The following is an 18,516-nucleotide window of genomic DNA, read 5'->3' as shown; positions in this document are numbered from 1 at the left end:
GTGCTGCTCTCCCTGGGGTCATCGCTCTCCGCCCGGCAGCGAATAGAGGAGGTTCATGGCGAACCCCAGCTCCCCGGATGCTCTCCCCACGAGGGTCCAGTTCATGCCACCGGACACGGCCACCCCGCTCCGCCCGAGGGGAAGGCTGGCACCCCACTGCGCCTGGAGGTAATTGCCAGGCCGGCTCGCGAGGCTGAGGACACGCACCTGTGCGTCCTGGCCGAGATGGCCCCTCAAGCCGATGCTCGAATGCAGTCTCGGCAGGCCACGCGGGAGCCGTGCCCTCACGGCCAGCGCGGCGGCCAGGGACACGCCCAGGGCCCGCGTGTCTTCCTGAATCAGGCAGTCCGGGCCGAGCGAGGCCATGGCGTCGATCCGCCACGGGGCGCGCGCATCCTTGATGAAGCCGTACGTCCCAGCGCCCAGGAGCGCCGCTCGAAAGGGCACGGTGCTGGAGCGGGTCGCGGGAACATCCAGTTGCACGTTGAGCCCTCCGTGGGAGGTGTCGACCGCGCCCTGGAAGTCGCCGAGGGCCTTCTGGTACGGGGCGCTCGCGGACGCCGCGGCCAGGAGGCGGGTGGGAAGCTCCGGGGAGCAGGCGGCGAGTCCCTCGAGCGTGACGGGTGTGGCGAAGAGGGCGTCGAGACACCGTGCGCGCTGCGCGGGAGTGAGCGTGTCGAGCGCGCGCCTCAAGTCCTCACGAAACCAGCCCTCGGTGGTGAGCACTTGACGCCAGGCCTGGAGCAGCGAGGCCGATAGGGACTCGAACGCGCGGTGGGCCGCCGCGGCGCCGACGAAGTCGAGGTTGGCCCTCACGCCGAAGAACTCGGGCAGCGGCGATTCCTGGAAGGGCGCGGGCAGCACGACACCGATATCGAAGAGACGCGAGTGCCGCACGAAGGAACCTCGGCCCGTGCTCGAGATGGCGAGCGGGTTGACCGAGAACGAGAGGAGAGCGACCCGGTTGGAGGGGGTGACGACGATGCCCAGCGAGGCCCCCGCGAGCCCGACCGTCTGGACCTGGGCCGGGGCATCGATCTGGCCGGGCGTGCCGGCGATTCCAGCACCGAGGATCGGTTGGATCGCCTCGGGATGGATGACCTCGACGGCCTCGTCCTCCTGGAGACGGAGCCCGAGGCGTGATTCCTCCACCGGGAAGGCGCTGGTCAGGCGGGCACAGGCTTCCTGCTCAGTCGAGGGGCAGCTCGCCGCTCCAGGACAAATGGGTTGCAGTGCGCGATAGCGCTCCAGACAAGGCGTTGGAGCCTGTGCCACGACGAGTGCCAGGACGGCGACAATCATGAAGGAGTTCCCCTGCCCGAATTTCTCCCCGGGGGCAGGAATTGACCAGCGGGCCAGGAGGGCAGGGCATTCGTGAGCCAGGGACACCCGTTGGCACGGTGTTCACTCAAGGTGAACAGTGGGTCATGACTGGCTCTGGCGATCCTCGCGGAGGGGTGTCACCTCCTCGGACGCTCGAGGTGGCCCCAACGGTGACCAGGGGGGCATTCCCATTCTCGCGCTCGAAGGAGGAACCCCCCATGCCAGACTGGATGATCAAGATCGAGAGGAAGAACCAGAGAAGAAGAAAAGCATCCAGGCTCTCTCGTATCGACTTCACTCCCAATCCCCAGGAAGCTCTGGCGGGCGACGTCATCAACTGGAAGAACACCGACACCGAGCCCCACTGGCCGGCTCCGTTCGATGAGTATGGGAAGCTGAACAAAACGGGCTACATGACGCATAAGATTCCGCCAGGTGCGACGTCCGACATCGGGTTCTCTCCTGATGCGGCCGACAAGGGCAAGGAACTCGAGTATGGCTGTGTGCTGCACCCGGGTGAAAAAGGCATCATCAAGGTGCTGCTGAGTCCGCCGGTCCTGGTTCTGCGGAGCCTCCTGTTCGTGACCCTGGCGGTGTTGCTCCAGCCGCTCCCGGTGTACGCCGAAGGGTCCTTCGTGCCTTGTCCGGAACCCGGCGCTCTTCCCCTCTACAAGATGCCGGAGATCACGCGGGATCCCGCGAAGAAGACCTTGCAGGCGGTGATCACGGTCCGGGATGAAGAGCGGCTCGTGTGGTTCCGGTCGGGCGACGAACCTGGTGCTCCCGCCTTCTGCGCGCCCCAACGCCTGCGATTCTTCACGGGCCCCGCTTCATCCAACAATTCACAGAGCGCCCCAACGGCGCAGGGGCTGCCCGAACCGGTTCCCGGGCCGACACTCCGGGCACGGGTGGGGGACTGGGTCAACATCACGTTTCTCAATCATGTGGACGTGAATAATTTCCAAGGCTCGCTCGACCGGGGTGATCAGGGCCTGGGCTGCGACCAGGTCAAGAGCCAAGACCCGTACCCAGCCAAGAACAACGAGATGCCCAACTGCTTGCACGGGTCGAGCACCGCCAATCTGCATTTCCATGGGCTCCACGTCACCCCCAACACGACCGGGGACAATGTCCTGCTCATGATCCGGCCCTCGCCGAGGGACCCGAAGGGCAACCCGCAGGTGACGGAGGCCTCGGTGAAGGACGTCTTCAAGCGCGTTTTCGACAAGTGCGAAGCCAAATCGCCTCCCAAACACTGGGAGGAGCTCCCAGCGGAGTGGCGCAAGAAGCAGGAGACCCTGCTGCGGAAGTATGACGAGACCGGGCCGTACCAGGGCAAGTACCGCCCTCTTCCCGAGGCGGCCCAGTTGTGGCCTCGGAACAAGATGGCGATCGAGCACGGCTTGTGGCCGCAATACCAGATGGGGGCGTACCCCTACTGTTTCAACATCCCGGAGTACAAGGAGAAGAACGGCAAGCCGGAGGGGGTCCGGATGGGACAGGCTCCGGGGACCTACTGGTACCACGCACACAAGCACGGCTCGTCGGCCCTCAACGTCGCCAATGGCATGGCCGGAGCCTTCATCATCGAGGGGGAGTACGATGACACGCTGAGGGCTTTCTACAAGCCCAAGGGGGGATTGACGGAACAGGTGCTCGTCATCCAGCAGATCGGCGTCTCTTCCAGCCTGATTGCTCCACCGGGACCCACCCGGCCCTTGTTGTCCATCAATGGCCGACGCCAGCCCGTCATCGAGATGAAACCGGGCGAGGTTCAACTGTGGCGCTTCGTGAACGCCGCGTGGGTGAGTGGCGTTCAATTCTTCGACCCGAAGAGCTACGACCCCAAGAACACCACCGAGTGGCGCCAGACCGCGCGAGATGGCATCCAACTCAGCCCGGAAAACTACGCGAGAGCCGCGAAGGACAATCCACCCTTCCTGCTGTCACCTGGGAACCGGGTGGACCTGCTCGTCAAGGCTCCCGCGGTTGCTGGGAGGTATGATCTGCGGTTCGCCGATGCCATCAGCACCAACACCCCACAGGACAAGGTCAATGATCCGATCCTCCTGACCATCCAGGTTTCAGCGGCCCCCAGCGTGGACATGCCGTTCCCCTCGAAGGAGGACTTTCCCAAGCTTCCCAGCTTCCTGGAGGACATCGCCCCCGAGACGATCCACATCTCGCGAGAAGTCACCTTCAACACCAAGGTGACGCCAGTCGAGGGCAAGGCTGCCCTGAGAGATGAAACGATTGACGATAGGCTATTCAAGGACCAGACGATCTCTCAGTCCATGCTTCAGGACACCGCGGAGGAGTGGACGCTCCTCAACACGACTCTCCCGCCACCGGGCGTCGCGCATCCCTTCCACATCCACGTCAATCCATTCCAGGTGATCGAGGTCTTCGATCCCAACGATCCCAGAGAGCAGGGAGCGAATTGTTACAAGGCCGAGGACCCATCCACCTGGAAGTCGTGCCAACCCCCCCTCGAGAAGCCTTATGTCTGGCGGGACACGATCGCGATTCCAGCGGCACGGCAGATGGGGGAGGTTGTCGTCCCCGGCCATGTCAAGATGCGAACCCGTTTCGACGACTTCCCCGGCCTGTTCGTCCTCCACTGCCACATCCTCATCCACGAGGACCACGGAATGATGCAGTTGATCCAGGTCGTCCCCAACAATGTGATGATCAAGCATCACTGAAACGGGACACGCCGGAGGCGGATGACGAGCCCGAGCACCGACAGGGCCATCATCGCGAATCCCCCGGGGCCGCCCGTGGAGCAGCCCCAGCCCAGGGGCGCCTCCAGGGGGCCGCCGTCATCGGGAGTGCCCGCGTCGGGAGCCGTACCCGCGTCGGGAGCAGTACCCGCGTCGGGAGGGGTTCCCGCGTCCGGCGGAGTGTCAGGCGCACCGCCATCGGTCCCCGCGTCGGGGGAGGGGATTGTGCCTCCCGGGGTGCACTCTCCGCCGGGAAGCGGGGCGGGTGCTCCGTCCGTGTTTCCGTCCTTGGGCAGGATGAGGACACCATCCGAGGACACATAGGTGGCCAGGCCCGCGCCGTTGGTCGCGCGAATGGTGACGTAGTAGCGCTGCCCGGGAAGGAGGTTGAGGTCGTACAGGGTGTACGACACCACCAGCCCGACGGGTTCGAACCCGCGCACCTCGGTGCCACACGGCCGGGTACCGACGGCGAGCGAATAGCCGATGATGCTCGACTCGGGATCGGAGAAGCCAGGCGGCTGGCTCCAGTCGCTCTGGAGGATGCCGGCGTAGTCCTGCTCGTCCTTGTCGATGCCAATCCCATCCAGGACGGTCCCCGGACGCGGTGGCGAGGTGTCCGGCTGTTGGCTCCAGGCGGCGAGCGGGAGAAGGGCGAGACTGGCGGCCAGGCCGCCGCCGAGAGCGCGAGGGAACACGGATTCCTCCAGGAATGAGCACGACGTGTCCCGCAGCCTCTCCAAGAAGACCGCGGGGCGCCAGCCCCGGAGCCCACGAGCCCGTTCACCCACGCGCGGGGTGAACCTCAGGCCTGGCGGCGGGTGCCGCCGAGGGGCAGCTCGAGGGTGGCGGTGGCGCCCTGGCCCGGCCCTTCGCTGTCCACCGTGAGCCGTCCGCCCAGCAGCCGGGCCGCCAGCGCGCTGGAGTGCAGGCCGGTGCCGTAGGTGTCCTTGCGGGTGCTGAAGCCTTGCGTGAAGAGGCGCTCGCGGACTTCGGGAGTCAGGCCCTCGCCATTGTCCACCACCTGGATGCGGGCCCACCCGCCCTCCGCCGTCAGCCGCACCTCCAGGCGCCGTGCTTGCTCGGGCACGGACTCCAGGGCCGCGCGGGCGTTGTTGAGCAGGTTGGTGAGGATCTGCAGCACGCGATGCCTGTCCACCCGCGCCATGGGCAGCGCGGAGAGCTCCTTCGTCACCGACATGGGGAAGTGCCGCGCGGCCAGCATGTGCAGGGCTTCCTCCACCAGTCCGGCCAGGTCACACTCGTCTGTCAGCACCGTGGACGTCGCGTAGGTGCGCTGGGTCTGGATGATGGTTCCCACCCGGCTCACGTGTCCGTGCAAGGACTCGAGGCTGTTCCTCAACGACTCCTGCTCGCGCAGCAGCTCGCCCGCGAGCGTGGACAGGTAGCCCGGCAGGATGCTGCCGCGTGGATCCTCGGTGAGGAAGTTCGCCAGGCGATCCTGGCTCTCCACGAGGAGATCCGCGACCTGCTTCACCCGGCCCACGCGCGAGGCATTCACCGAGTCGCGGAGCAGATCCGTGTCCACCACCACGCTGGTGAGGGCATTGCCGGCCTCGTGGAGGATGTTGGAGGCGACCTCCGCCATGCCCGCCACGCGCGCCGTCTCCACCAGGTGTGCCTGGGCTTGCTTCAGCTCGCGGGTGCGCGCCTCCACGCGCTGCTCCAGCTCGTCATTGGACTGACGCAGGGCCACCTCGGCCCGCCGCACCTCCGAGTACAGGCGCGCGTTCTCCATGGAGATGGCGGCCTGGGAGGCGAGGTGCCGCAGCAGGACGAGGCGGCCCGGGGAGAAGGCCTCGGTGGCCAGGTCGTTCTCCAGGTACAGCAGTCCGCCGAGCTCCTCGGGGCGTCCGAGGGGAAGGCACAGCACGCTGCGCGCCGGGCCACTGGAGAGGTACGCATCGGAGGAGAAGGCGTGGGGCTGGGCGGTGTCGTTGATGAGGACGTGCTCGCCCGAGCGCCGCACGTACGTCAGCAGCGACCAGGGCAGGGGCCGGGCGGACTCTCCCTCCAGCAAGGCCTGGGGGGAGAAGGTGTCCACGAGGGCCGCCACCTCCAGCGTGTCATGGCGTGGCACCAGCAGCGCGCCGCGCTGGGCGCCGGCGTTCTCCAGCGCCACCCGCATGAGTGTATTCACCAACCGCTCCAGGACGATCTCACTGGAGATGGCCTGCTGGGCCTTGACGATGGAGAGCGCATCCAGGTGACTGGTCTGGGTGTCGTAGCTGGTGCTGGAGTTCTGTGCCTTCGCGGAGGGCGAGCCCAGGGCGGGCCACTTCTCCTCCAACTGCCGCGCCTTGCCCTCGGCCCCCCACAGCCACCAGCTCTCCCGGGCCTCCCTCGCGAAGAGCAGGGCGGTGGTGGACAGCCCTCGCTCCTTCCAGAAGCGCGCGGTCAGCTCACTCACCAGGGCCACGTTCAGCAGCGAGCCCTGCTCGCGGGCGGAGCGGATGGCCTCCTCGTACGCGAGGCTGGCTTTGTCCGGCTGTTCGTTCAGGCGCGCCCACTCGGCGTACACCAGTCTTTCGGCCGCGCGGAAGTTCTCCGGGCAGTTCCCGGCCCACTCGGCCAGTTGCCGGTGGTGGTGCTCGATGCGCTCCAGGTACTCGAGCCGCCGTGGCGGCGGGGCATCCCGGCAGCACGCCGCCAGGGTCAGCGCCCGGAAGAGCTGGTAGAGATAGGAGAAGATCTGTCCGGCGTTGGACCAGACCAGCTCCGAGATGCCCTCGAGCGTCTGGTGTGCCTCCTCATGCGCGCCAGAGATGAAGCGCGCCATCGCCTTCACGATGCCGTAGCTGGAGCGCAGCGGCACGACCTCGCCCTCGAGCAGCCGCGTTTCGAAGGCCTGCTCGTCGAACCCATCTCCGTTGAGGGTGGTGAGGGCGTCGGAGCGGCCTTGGAGCTGTGCCACGTAGCGCTGCCAGACCACCATCATCTGGGCGACATCCCAGAAGCCCACCTTGGACGCGAAGTCGTAGCCCGCGAGGGCTTCGCGTTGCACCTCCGCCAGCTCGCGTCCCACGGCCAGGGGAATCAGCGTGCTGTGGTTGTAGCAGAGGCAGGCATTGCGGAACTCACCCGCCAGGACGGACTGCTGGATGCCCCGGAGGATGAGCTCCCGCGTGGAGGCGAACGGACTCACCCACACCCCGTTCATCGCCCGGGCGTGGAGCGCCTCTCCTTGATAGGCGGCGTTGCCCTGGAGGGCGGCGAGCCGGCAGGCGAAGTCGCTGAACGCCAGGCCTTCCCGGTAGCGCTTGAAGACGTTGCTGCTCAGGTAGCCGAACCACGCGTACGCATGTGCGGAGGCCTCCACGTTTCCATGCTGGAGGCAGAGCGTCACCATCCGGCAGATGTGGAAGACATGCAGGCTCCTGCGGCAGAAGAACGCGGGGGCGAACAGGGCCGAGAGGACGTTCATGACGGCCTTCATGTCCGGATCCCTCATGGGCGGCAGCTCGAGGAGACTCTCGACGGAGCGCGTCCCCAGCAGGGACCACACCTCCTCATAGGCCGTCACCACCTCCTCCCAGGAGGGGTCCGGCGGCAGGGGCATGCCGAACTTCTCCAGGCACTCCAGCAGGCAGTCGATGGCGCCATGGGGATCACTGGCCTGCAGGAACAGATCGCTCTCGAGGCGATAGGCGGCCTCCATCTCCGCGCGGGTGCGAGCCCGCGGCAGCAGCTCCTCCAACAACCGGCGCGCCTCGGCGACATGGCCGTTCATCACCTCGCTGGTGGCCTGACCCAGGCACAGCTTGAAGGCCAGCTCCCGCTCTGCTTCCCAGGGATCGCCGGGCAGCAGGGTGAAGGCGGTGGCGAAGTGGGTCACGGCCGAGCGGTGGGCACAGGCGGCCTTGGCCTTCCCACCCGCCTCGGCATTCAGGTACGCCAGGCGGTAGCGCTCCGCGTCGTCCTTCATCAACTCCGTGCCGGCGTTGAGGTGTCCCACCACGTCGAAGAGGCGCTCGCGCAGCTCCTCTGGCGAGAGGCTCTCCAGCAACTGACGCCCGATGCGCAGGTGGACGGCCTGGCGCTCCTCCTCGGGGATGAGGCCATGGGCGGCCTGTTGGATCCGGTCGTGCGAGAAGCGGTAGCGCGAGCCCTCCATCCGCACCAGCAGCTCTTCCTGGAGCGCGGGCTCCAGCTCCTGCTCCACCTGGGACTCTTCCTGGTGGGAGAGCAGGGCCAGCATGCGCGTGGGGAAGACATTGCCCACGCACGCGGCCAGGCGGAGCAACCGCCGGGCCGGCTCGGGCAGCAGCAGCAGGCGGCCCGCCATGAAGTCGATGACGTTGTCCGAGTACCCCTTGGCCCGGACTCCGTCGACGTCCCAGCGCCAGCCGCCCTCCGGGACACGCTCCACCAACCCATCCTGTTGGAGCGTCTGCAGCAACTGGAGGAGGAAGAAGGGGTTGCCGCACGTCTTGTCCTGGACGAGGGAGGACAGGCGCACCACCAGCTCGTCGGCGGCTCCGGGGAAGGCATCCGCCACCAGCCGCCGCGTCTGCTCCAGCGACAAGGGCGCCAGGTGGATGTCCCCCAGGATGGCCCCCTCCGTGCGCGCCTCGGCCAGGGTCCTCGCCAACGGGTGGGAGGGGCTCACCTCGTTGTCCCGGTAGGCGCCGAGCACCAGCAGGGGCGGCGTGTCCGGGTGCGTGACGAGGTAGCGCAGCAGCTCGAGGCTGGCGACGTCCGCCCATTGCAGATCGTCCAGGAAGAGCACCAGGGGGCGCTCGGTGCTGGCGAAGACGCCGAGGAAGCGCTGGAAGACGCGGTTGAAGCGGTTGCGCGCCTCCACCGGGGGCACGTCGGCGAGCACGGGCTGCGCGCCAGCGAGCTGCTCGAGCTGGGGCACCAGGTCCACCAGCGCCCGTCCGTTGCCCTCCCACGCCTCCAACAGCCGCCGACGCCAGTCCGCGACCTCCTCGTCGCTGCCGGCCAGGAGCTGCCGCACCAGCTCCCGGATGGCCTGGGCCAGGGTGGCATAGGGCACGTCGCGCTGGAGCTGGTCGAACTTGCCGCCGAGGAAGAAGCCGCGGTGCCGCAGCACGGGGCGGTGCAGCTCGCGCGCGACGGAGGTCTTCCCGATGCCGCAGTAGCCATGGACGAGCACCCACTCGGTCCGGCCCGTGCGGGCCACCCGCTCGAAGGCCGCCAGCAGGGCTTCCACGTCCGCCTCGCGTCCGTACAACCGCTGGGGAAGCTGGAAGCGGGCGGGGAGATCCCGGCTGCCCAGGGCGAAGGGCTCCAGCGCTCCGTGCCGCAGCGCCTCCTGGCACCACTCCAGATCCGCCCGCAGTCCCTCGGCGCTCTGGTAGCGCTCCTCGGCCACCTTGGCCAGCAGCTTCATCACCACCGCCGAGAGCGCGGGGGGAAGGGAGGGCACCAGCTGGTGAGGAGGGTGGGGTGACTGGGCCAGATGGGCGTGGAACCACTCCAGCACGTCCTGTCCCCGGAAGGGCAGCTTGCCCGTGAGCACCTCGTAGAAGGAGACACCCAGCGAATAGAAGTCTGTGCGGTAGTCCACCGTGCGGTTCATCCGCCCCGACTGCTCCGGGGACATGTAGGCCGGAGTGCCTTCGATGAGCGAGTGCTGGAGGGTGGCCTCCACGTGCTCCACCCGCTGGGGGGTGGCGATGCCGAAGTCGATGAGCCAGGCCCCGCCCGAGGGTGACACGAGGATGTTGGCCGGTTTGATGTCCTTGTGGATGACCCCGCGCCGATGGACCTCCGCCAGGGTGGCCGCCAGGGAGATGGCCAGCTCGAGGAACCGGGCGGGCGCGAGGGGGGAGGCGGTCTGTGCCGACAGGGCCGTGCCCCCTACATCCTCCAGCAGGAGGACGGGGCGCTCCTGGAACTCGCGGTGCGCGTAGGCGGCGAGCACCCCGGGGGTGCCCCGCAGGCGATGGAGGATGTCGTACTCGCGCTGGTAGCGGGCGCGCTCGCGCGGGCCGGGGTGCCGGGCGCGCGGCGTCTTGACGATCACCGGCAGTCCGTCGGCGTCGCGCACCGCGCGGTAGAGGACGTTGTTTCCCGTCTCCTGCAAGGAGCCCAGGAGCGTGTAGCCCGGGATGACGAGCGGAGCGAGGGAGGTAGGGGAATCGCTGACGATCATGGGTGGAGCTCTGCCCTTCCCCGAGGAGGCGGGCGTGAAGGCGAACCATACCGCACCAGGACGTGGCCCCATCACGCCTTACTCCACGTGCGTCCCGGGGGGCGCGCGGGCCCACGCAGGGGGAACCCAGGGACGAGGCCCGCGGGGGGGCCCGGTGGCGGGGGGCGGTGCTGGGGGAGGCCAACCGTTGACGAAGACACGCACGGGGCGTTGGGCAGAGGTCACTGCACGGCCTCCAGGGCCATGGCTTGCGCGCTACTGCACGCCTTCTCGCCCGCGTGATTGAGATTCTCGCGCGGTTCAGCACCATGACGGTCCCCCGTCTCACGCGGAAGGACATCTCATGAACGCCCAACAGGCCCGGGAACTCTACGAGCGGTACCTGACTCGCCTCTATGTCCAGCGCGATGTCGAGAGCATGACGGACTTCTTCGCTCCCGACGTCGTGGCGCAACCCCTGCCAGCCGGCGTCCCGGCGGGTGTGCCGGGATTGAAGCTCATGGCGCGCGTGTGGTTGGAGTCCTTCTCGGACATTCAATTCACCATCCGTTCCTTCCTGTATGATCAGGACATGGTGGCCGTGCGCCTGCTCGTGACGGGCGTGCACACCGGCAGCTTCATGGGCATCGCCCCCACCGGGCGGCGCGTGGAGATCACCGATCATCCCCACTTCCGGCTGCACAACGGCAAGGTCGTCGAGATCTGGGATCAGCTGGACATGATGTCCTTGTTGCAGCAACTCGGCGCGCTCCCGCCCGCCGTGCAGGCGGCCTGATCTCTCGTTGAAACCCGGAGCACGTGTCTCGGACCTGACGTCTAGCGTCCCGCGCCGGGAGTGCGAAGCCCCTTCATGGAAGAGAGGAAACTGGGCAGGGGAGCACGCCCCTCGGTGGAGGGCGCCAGGAGCGTGCTCGTCTCCAAGCGAAGCAGGTACCATCCTGCCAACAGCCATGAATCCAATCGCGGGCTATTCCATCCGGGAGACGCTGTTCACCAGTGCGAAGTCGATCATCTACCGCGCGACGCGCACCGCGGATGCTCGGCCGGTCATCGTGAAGGTGCTCAACGCGGAGTTCCCCAGCACCGAGCAGGTCGCCCGTCTTCACCGCGAGTACCGGCTGACGCGAGCCCTCGCCATGGAGGGTGTCATCGAGGTGCTCGGACTGGAGCGCTTCGGCACGAGCGTGGCCATCCTCCTGGAGGACTTTGGGGGTGAGTCGCTCACCCGGCTCCACCAGGGTCCCATGGCGCTCCCCCGCTTGCTGGGCATGGCCGCGCGGCTGGCGGACATCCTGGGTCATGTCCACCAGCGTCAGGTCATCCACAAGGACATCACCCCCTCCAACATCGTCTGGAATCCGAGCACCGACGTGCTCAAGCTCATCGACTTCGGCATCGCGACGGAGCTGCTGCGCGAGACCCCGGCCGTCTTCGGTCCCGGGGTGTTCGAGGGAACGCTTCCCTACATGTCTCCGGAAGCGACGGGCCGCATGAACCGGGCCATCGACTACCGCACCGACCTCTACTCGCTCGGGGTCACCCTGTACGAGCTGCTCACCGGGCAGCTCCCCTTCACGGCGGACGATCCGATGGAGCTCGTCCACTGTCACATCGCACGTGTGCCGGTGCCTCCTCACGAGCTGGTGCCGGGCCTGCCTCCTGTCGTCTCCTCCATCGTGATGCGCCTGCTGTCGAAGCGGGCGGAAGACCGCTACCAGAGCGCCTTCGCGCTGGCCCGGGATCTCCGGCGCTGTCTCCAGGACTTCCAGGCCACCGGCGGTGTCGCCCCCTTCGAGCTGGGGCGCGGAGACGTGCCCGAGCGCCTGCAGCTCTCGCAGAAGCTCTACGGCCGCCAGCGGGAGCTCGAGGAGTTGCTCGCGACCTTCGACAGGGCGTCCCAGGCAAGGGCGGAGCTGATGCTCGTCGCCGGCTACTCGGGCATTGGCAAGAGCGCGCTCGTCCACGAGGTCCACAAGCCCATCGTGAAGCGCCGGGGCTACTTCGTTTCCGGCAAGTTCGATCAGTTCAACCGGGACATCCCCTATGCCTCCCTCCTCCAGGCGTTCCAGGAGCTCATGCGGCAGCTCCTGGCCGAGCCCACGGAGCGGCTGGCGCACTGGAAGGAGAAGCTCCTCGGAGCGCTGGGCCCGAACGCCTCGGTCATCGTCGACGTCATTCCCGAGGTCGCGTTCATCCTCGGGCCCCAGCCGCGGGCCCCCGAGTTGTCGTCTCCTTCCGAGGAGCGCAACCGCTTCCACCTGGTCATGGAGGGCTTCGTCCGGACCTTCGCCGGGCCGGAGCACCCGCTGGTGGTTTTCCTCGATGACCTGCAGTGGGCCGACCAGCCGTCGCTCGAGCTGCTCGAGCGATTGCTGACCGAACCGGGGACACGGCACCTGCTCGTGATCGGCGCCTATCGCGACAACGAGGTGGACGCGTCGCACCCGCTCCTTCCAGCGCTCGCGCAGATGCGCAAGGCGGGTACCCCCGTGAGCACCATCACCCTCGGCGCGCTGGGGCGAGAGCACTGCCTCGAGGTGCTCGTCGATGCACTGGGCCGCCCCCCCGCGGAGGTCGAGCCGCTGGCGGAGCTGTGCCTGCGCAAGACGGAGGGCAACCCTTTCTTCCTGGGGCAGTTCCTGCTCTCGCTCCATCAGGAGGGGATGATCCGCTTCGACGCCCAGGCCGGCGGGTGGGCGTGGGACATGGACCGGATCGTCCACACGCCCATGACGGACAACGTCGTGGCGCTGATGGCCACGAAGATCCAGAAGCTGCCAGAAGACACGCAGCGCACCCTCTGTTTGGCGGCGTGTATCGGCAATACCTTCGATTTGAAGACGCTCGCCATCGTCGATGAGCGCTCTGCCCAGCAGACGGCGGACTCGCTCTGGGCGGCGCTGCGCGAGGGGCTGCTCCTGCCCCTGGGGGACGCCTACAAGTTCATCGAGGATCGCTCCGCCGCCGCGGCCTTCCTCGTCCACGACGAGGCGTCTGGAGCGGGCGTGAGGGTCGCCTACCGCTTCCTGCATGACCGCGTGCAGCAAGCGGCCTACTCGCTCATCCCGGAGGACGCGCGGCGGGAGGTCCACCTGCGCATCGGCCGCATGATGTGCTCGGCGCTCACCGCCGAGGAGCGGGACGCGGAGATCTTCACCATCGTGGGGCACCTCAACCAGGCCGCGGAGCTGCTCACCGGGCAGGCGGAGCGGGATGAGGTGGCGGCGCTCAACCTCCTGGCCGGGCGCAAGGCGCAGTCCTCCGCCGCGCATGTGGCCGCGCTGGGCTACCTGGAGATGGGGCTGTCGCTGCTGGGCCCGGAGTGCTGGACGCGGTGTTACGAGCAGGCACTCCGGCTCCACACCCACGCGGTGGAGGCGTGCTTCCTGTGCACGGACTTCCAGCGCATGGAGCACCACGCCGCCGAGGTGCTGGAGCATGCCCGCGGCACAATCGATCAGGTCCGGGTCTACGAGGTGAAGATCGAGGCCTCTATCGTCCAGAACCGGTTCAAGGACGCGGTCCTGGCCGCGCGCCGGAGCCTGGCCCTGCTCGGCATCACGCTGCCGACGCAACCGACCCCCGAGGATGTACAGGCCGCCCTCGCCAGGAACAAGGCGCTCCTCGGAGAGCGCAGCATCGAGGCGCTCATCGATCTGCCCCTGATGACGAATCCCGTGATGCTCGCGGCGTCACGCATCTTCGCCATCAGTGCCTCCCTCATGTACGCCACGGATCCGATGCTCTGGCCCATCGCCGTGCTCCGGCAGATCGAGATCGCGGTCGAGCACGGCAACACGGGGGTGTTGGTCTATGGCTATGCCGCGTACGGCCATGTCCTCGCGGCCGTGCCGGGCGATTTCGACTCCGCCTATGCGTGCGGGAGGCTGGCATTGCGGCTGCTCGAACGCTACGAGGCCCGGGAGTACAGCGCGCGCACACGCTACGTCTGGTTCCAGTTCATCCAGCACTGGAAGGAGCACGTGCGGGACTCCCTCTCCGGCCTCCAGGCCATCTACCAGACGGGATTGGAGGTCGGGGATCTCGAATTCGCCGGGTGGAGCGTGGAGGGCCAGGCCATCCATGCCCTCTTCGTTGGACAGGAGCTCGCGGAGCTGGATCGGAGCACCACCAGCCGGGCCGAGTCCCTCGCGCAGATCAAACAGGCGAGCGCGCTCCAGTACCTGCAGATCCTGCATCAGGTCATGCAGAACCTGAGGGGCCTGTCCGGGCAGCCCAGCCTGCTCATCGGCGCCGCGTACGACGAGAGCAAGATGCTGCCGGTCCACCTCGAGCGGGGCGATGCCTTCGGGCTCGCCCTGCTCTTCATCCACAAGCTCGAGCTGTGCGTCCTCTTTGGACGCCATGCCGAGGCGCTCGAGAACGCCGTGAGGGCCGAGCCCTACATGGGAGCGGTCGTGGCGAGCACCATGGTTCCCAGCTTCCACTTCTTCGGCACGCTCGCGCGCCTGGCGCTCCACGATGGGATGGCTCCCGGGGTGCGGGAGCGCGCGATGGAGCGCATCAACGAGAGCGTGGAGAAGATGAAGGGGTGGGCCGGGCACGCGCCGATGAACTACGGGGCGAAGCACGCGTTGATGGAGGCGGAGCGCCACCGTGTGCTGGGCCGGACGGAGCAGGCCCGGACGGAATACTACCGGGCCATCGCGCTCGCCCGGGAGCACGAGTACCGCAACGACGAGGCGCTCGCGACGGAGCTCTTCGCCGCCTTCCTGCGCCAGCGCGGGGAAGGGGAGGTCGCGCGGCTCTTCCTCGCCAAGGCGCGCCACCTCTACCACCTGTGGGGGGCCGAGGCGAAGGTGCGGGAGCTCGACGAGGCCTTCCCGGAGCTGCGGGTGGCGGCCCTGGGAGGGGAGGGGCACGTGTTGCGCACCTCCGTGAGCAGGACCACCACCTCCGAGGGCTCCCACGCGTCGCGGGCCCTGGACCTGGCGAGCGTCCTCAAGGCCTCGCAGGCCATCTCCGGGGAGGTGGTCCTCCCCGAGCTGCTCAAGAAGCTGGTGCGCCTCGTCGTCGAGAACGCCGGAGCCCGCTCGGGGCTGCTCGTGCTCGAGGGCGAGCGGCCGCTCATCGCCGTGGCGCGGGGCTCACCCCAAGGCGATGCCAGCGCCGTCACGCTCCACGAGAGCCTGGAGCAGCTCCCGGTCGAGTTCTCGCGCGCCATCCTGCGCTATGTGGAGCGCACGCACGAGGTGCTGGTGCTCGGCGATGCGTCGAAGGCCGAGGCCTTCCAGTCGGACCCCTACGTCGTGGCGCACCGCCACAAGTCCGTGCTGTGCATGCCCATCCTCCACCAGAAGAAGCGCGTGGGCCTGCTCTACCTGGAGAACGAGCTGCTCGCGAACGCCTTCACGCCCGACCACTGCCAGGTGCTCTCGCTGCTCGCCGCGCAGGCCGCCATCTCCCTGGAGAACGCCAAGCTCTACGACACGCTCGACACGCGGGTGAAGGAGCGCACGCGCGAGCTGTCCGAGACGCTCCAGCGCCTCCAGCAGACCCAGAAGCAGCTCGTCCTCCAGGAAAAGCTCGCGTCGCTCGGCAGCCTCACCTCGGGCATCGCGCACGAAATCAAGAACCCGCTCAACTTCGTGAACAACTTCGCCGAGCTCACCGTGTCGCTCGTCTCCGAGCTGCGCGAGGAGCTCCACCCCCGGGACCGCGCGGTGGATTCCGCCGCGGTGGAGCAGCTCCTCGGGGATCTGGAGCACAACGCCACGAAGATTCACGAGCACGGCACCCGCGCGGACCGCATCGTCCAGGCGATGCTCGAGCACGCGCGCACGGGTCCCGGGACGATCCGGGAGGCGAACGTCAACGAGCTCGTCCGCGAGTACGTGCACCTCGCGCTGACGAGCCATCGGGCGAACAGCGCCCATTCCATCCCCTCCAGCGCGCTGCACACCGGCTTCGACGAGTCCCTGGGGATGGCCATGGTCGCTTCCGAGGACCTCGGGCGCGTCATCCTCAACCTCACCCACAACGCCCTCTATGCCCTCGTGGCCCGCGGCCGTGAGGTGGGCCACGGCTTCACTCCGCTGCTCGAGGTGACGACGCGGGACCTGGGGGACCGGTTCGAAATCCGCGTCCGCGACAACGGCGGCGGCATCCCGGCGCAGGCGAAGGGGAGGATCTTCACCCCCTTCTTCACCACCAAGCCGCCCGGACAGGGGACCGGGCTCGGCCTGTCCATCAGCCACGACATCGTCGTCCAGGGCCATGGCGGGACGATGACCTTCACCTCCGAGGAGGGCGAGGGCACGGAGTTCGTGGTGGCGCTGCCGAAGCGCGCGAGCGCCACCACCTGGGGCCAGCACTAGATGCTGGTCGAGTTCAGGACCTGCGAGGGCACCAGGTACTGGTAGGCCCAGGGGCGCTGGGTATTGCGCAGCGCGATCTGCGACCCGGCCTGCTTGAGCGTGTCCTGGAACCGGCCAATGAAGCCATTCACCCGCGGGTCCGTGAAGTCTCCCGGTTGGTATTGGCCGAGCTGGTCGAAGTGGTAGGTGGCCATCGTGTACATGGCGCTGAGCTGCATCAACGCGACCGAAGGCGGCGGCATGAGGCCGCGCAACATGTAGGTGTCCAGCAACGTGGCGCTTTGCCCGGTCGCGTTGGAGAGCGGGGGCCCGTACATGGCGGGAGTCATGTTCGGAGCGAAGGCGAGCTGCCCGTACTGCGGGTAGTTCAACGCCGAGTGCAGCGGGCCGCTCGCCCAGATGATGCGCTGAAGCAGCTGGGCGAGCTGCTCACGCGAGCCGAGCCGGTCCGGCGCGCCCTTCAGGTGGGCTCCCGCCGCCGAGGTCAGCTCCGCCATCCAGTCCTGGAGTTCCGTGTCGCCCGCGACCGCGGCGTCGCTCACGTAGTACACATCGACGTACTGGGAGACGAAGGTGCCAATCGCCTCCCACAGGAGCATCCCGTCGTCGCGGAACGGGTACTCCGCGAGCGCCGAGTCCTTGTCGAAACCACGGGAACGCAACTCGCGCGGGTGATCCCAGGCCTCGATGGACCACGGCTCGACGTGGGCCTGCGGATGGCCCGAGTAGCTGCGCGCGAGCAGTTGCTTGTCGCCCGGCACGCCTCCGGCGAGCAGCTTCGTCGCGACGCCCGTCGTGTTGATCAGCTTCTCGCGCCCCTGCAGGTTGTTGAACACCACGTAGCGCAGATGCGGCTTGAGCAGCACGGCCAACGGATGGCGCACCGACAGCGTGCGGGCCAAGGCGACGACCACCCCCTCGAGGGCGAAGTGGGTGCCGCACAGGTGCGGGCCCATCTCATGGACGTTCACGTCCGCGGTCTGGAACATCATCTTCGCCATGCGCCACGCTTCGCCGTCCTTGGGCGTATAGACGTTCGTGGCGACCGGCTGCTGCCCCAGTTGGATCGCAGCGGCCCGCGGTCTTCCCTGGTCATCGCTGAAGAACAGCCCGATCGCTGGCACGATGTATTTGGCGAGCCCCTGGGTGGACTGCAGGGTCACTCCCTCCAGGATGGCGTAGTCACACAGGAACAGCCTGCCCGCGGCGGCCAGGCCCGCGAGGGTCTGTCCCTCGGGGAGCACACCAGCGAGGCGGGCATCGTCCACGGCGAGCTTCGCGGGAATCTTCTCGAGCTTGCGCAAGGCAACCGGGTTGAGGCCCGCGACCCGCTGCCAGGCGAAGTAGCGATCGTCCTCCCAATAGGGCAAGCACTCGGGCTGCTGCGGGAAGCCCTCGAAGAGCTTCACGTAATCGTCGAACGAGCTGAAGGTGGAGTTCTTCGCGATGAACGCCGCGGCCTGCGTCGCGGCCTTCGCCAGCTCCGCCCCCACCGCCGCCCGCTCTGTCAGGTACTTCTCGCCAGGCCACTCCGGAGCGGGGAGTTGGAAGGTCCACCCGACCGCGATCTCCTGGTCCGTTGGATTCTCGGAGATCTTCTCCTTCAGCATGGCGAACGGGGGGAGGTAGTCGTGGTCCCAGACATACTGAGCCCGGAGGGCCAGGATGTCATTGCTCCGTTGCTGGGGGTTGGAATCCTGCTGGGGCAGGCAAGGCACATCAGGAAGGGAGCCATTCGGGTCGGTCAACGGCATGGAATCACCACGAGAGAGGAGAAGTGGGGTGGAGCGGGAAGGAATATGCGCAAGACGCCGCGGGGGCTGTGATGCGGCTCACAATCTCGAGGTGAATCCTATCACCGCGCGCCCGCCACTTGGCTGTGGCGGGCGGCGTCTATAGCGGTCGTTCGACGGGCTGCTCCTCACGAAGCGTGTTGGGGTCAAACCTTCGCGGACCCGCCGGAAGGGGACTTCTCTTTTGTCACTACCCG

7 protein-coding genes are annotated in these 18,516 nt (G+C 67.7%); 3 read left to right on the top strand and 4 right to left on the bottom strand.

Going from position 1 to position 18,516, the window contains the following annotated elements; translation table 11 throughout:
- Positions 1-18: 18 nt before the first annotated feature.
- Complete coding sequence (locus F0U63_RS28425; RefSeq protein ID WP_395834408.1) at positions 19-1,302, bottom strand: hypothetical protein; 1,284 nt, start codon at positions 1,300-1,302, stop codon at positions 19-21.
- Between the two features lie 239 nt (positions 1,303-1,541).
- Here F0U63_RS28425 and F0U63_RS28420 point away from each other — a divergent pair, with 239 nt between their 5' ends.
- Positions 1,542-4,028, top strand: a complete 2,487-nt coding sequence (locus tag F0U63_RS28420; protein WP_395834406.1) for a multicopper oxidase domain-containing protein — start codon at positions 1,542-1,544, stop codon at positions 4,026-4,028.
- Here F0U63_RS28420 and F0U63_RS28415 read toward each other — a convergent pair.
- Positions 4,022-4,744: a fibronectin type III domain-containing protein gene (locus F0U63_RS28415; protein ID WP_395834404.1), complete on the bottom strand. Its 723-nt coding sequence runs from the start codon at positions 4,742-4,744 to the stop codon at positions 4,022-4,024. The genes F0U63_RS28420 and F0U63_RS28415 overlap by 7 nt on opposite strands.
- Before the next feature lie 107 nt (positions 4,745-4,851).
- On the bottom strand, positions 4,852-10,188 hold the full coding sequence (locus tag F0U63_RS28410) for an AAA family ATPase (protein ID WP_395834402.1): 5,337 nt from the start codon (positions 10,186-10,188) through the stop codon (positions 4,852-4,854).
- Positions 10,189-10,531: 343 nt separating this feature from the next.
- Between F0U63_RS28410 and F0U63_RS28405 the strand changes: the two genes are divergently transcribed.
- Both F0U63_RS28405 and F0U63_RS28400 read left to right on the top strand, forming a co-directional pair.
- The gene (locus tag F0U63_RS28405) at positions 10,532-10,963 is read left to right on the top strand and encodes an ester cyclase (protein WP_395834400.1); all 432 of its coding nucleotides are present in this window, start codon (positions 10,532-10,534) and stop codon (positions 10,961-10,963) included.
- Between the two features lie 175 nt (positions 10,964-11,138).
- Positions 11,139-16,526, top strand: a complete 5,388-nt coding sequence (locus F0U63_RS28400) for an AAA family ATPase (RefSeq protein ID WP_395834398.1) — start codon at positions 11,139-11,141, stop codon at positions 16,524-16,526.
- Here the strand turns inward: F0U63_RS28400 and F0U63_RS28395 are convergent.
- On the bottom strand, positions 16,523-18,280 hold the full coding sequence (locus tag F0U63_RS28395) for a lipoxygenase family protein (protein ID WP_395834395.1): 1,758 nt from the start codon (positions 18,278-18,280) through the stop codon (positions 16,523-16,525). The genes F0U63_RS28400 and F0U63_RS28395 overlap by 4 nt on opposite strands.
- Between the last annotated feature and the right edge of the window lie 236 nt (positions 18,281-18,516).

The organism is Cystobacter fuscus, assembly GCF_044360685.1.
Lineage (GTDB): Bacteria > Myxococcota > Myxococcia > Myxococcales > Myxococcaceae > Cystobacter > Cystobacter fuscus_C.
Note: the sequence above shows the minus strand (reverse complement) of the source record. Positions and strands in the feature narration are given on the sequence as shown.

What these genes read in the sequence shown, in the direction of transcription:
- F0U63_RS28420 (WP_395834406.1), top strand. Translation starts at nt 1,542, where the DNA reads ATGCCAGACTGGATGATCAAGATCGAGAGGAAGAACCAGAGAAGAAGA.
- F0U63_RS28410 (WP_395834402.1), bottom strand. Translation starts at nt 10,188, where the DNA reads ATGATCGTCAGCGATTCCCCTACCTCCCTCGCTCCGCTCGTCATCCCG.
- F0U63_RS28425 (WP_395834408.1), bottom strand. Translation starts at nt 1,302, where the DNA reads ATGATTGTCGCCGTCCTGGCACTCGTCGTGGCACAGGCTCCAACGCCT.
- F0U63_RS28405 (WP_395834400.1), top strand. Translation starts at nt 10,532, where the DNA reads ATGAACGCCCAACAGGCCCGGGAACTCTACGAGCGGTACCTGACTCGC.
- F0U63_RS28395 (WP_395834395.1), bottom strand. Translation starts at nt 18,280, where the DNA reads ATGCCGTTGACCGACCCGAATGGCTCCCTTCCTGATGTGCCTTGCCTG.
- F0U63_RS28400 (WP_395834398.1), top strand. Translation starts at nt 11,139, where the DNA reads ATGAATCCAATCGCGGGCTATTCCATCCGGGAGACGCTGTTCACCAGT.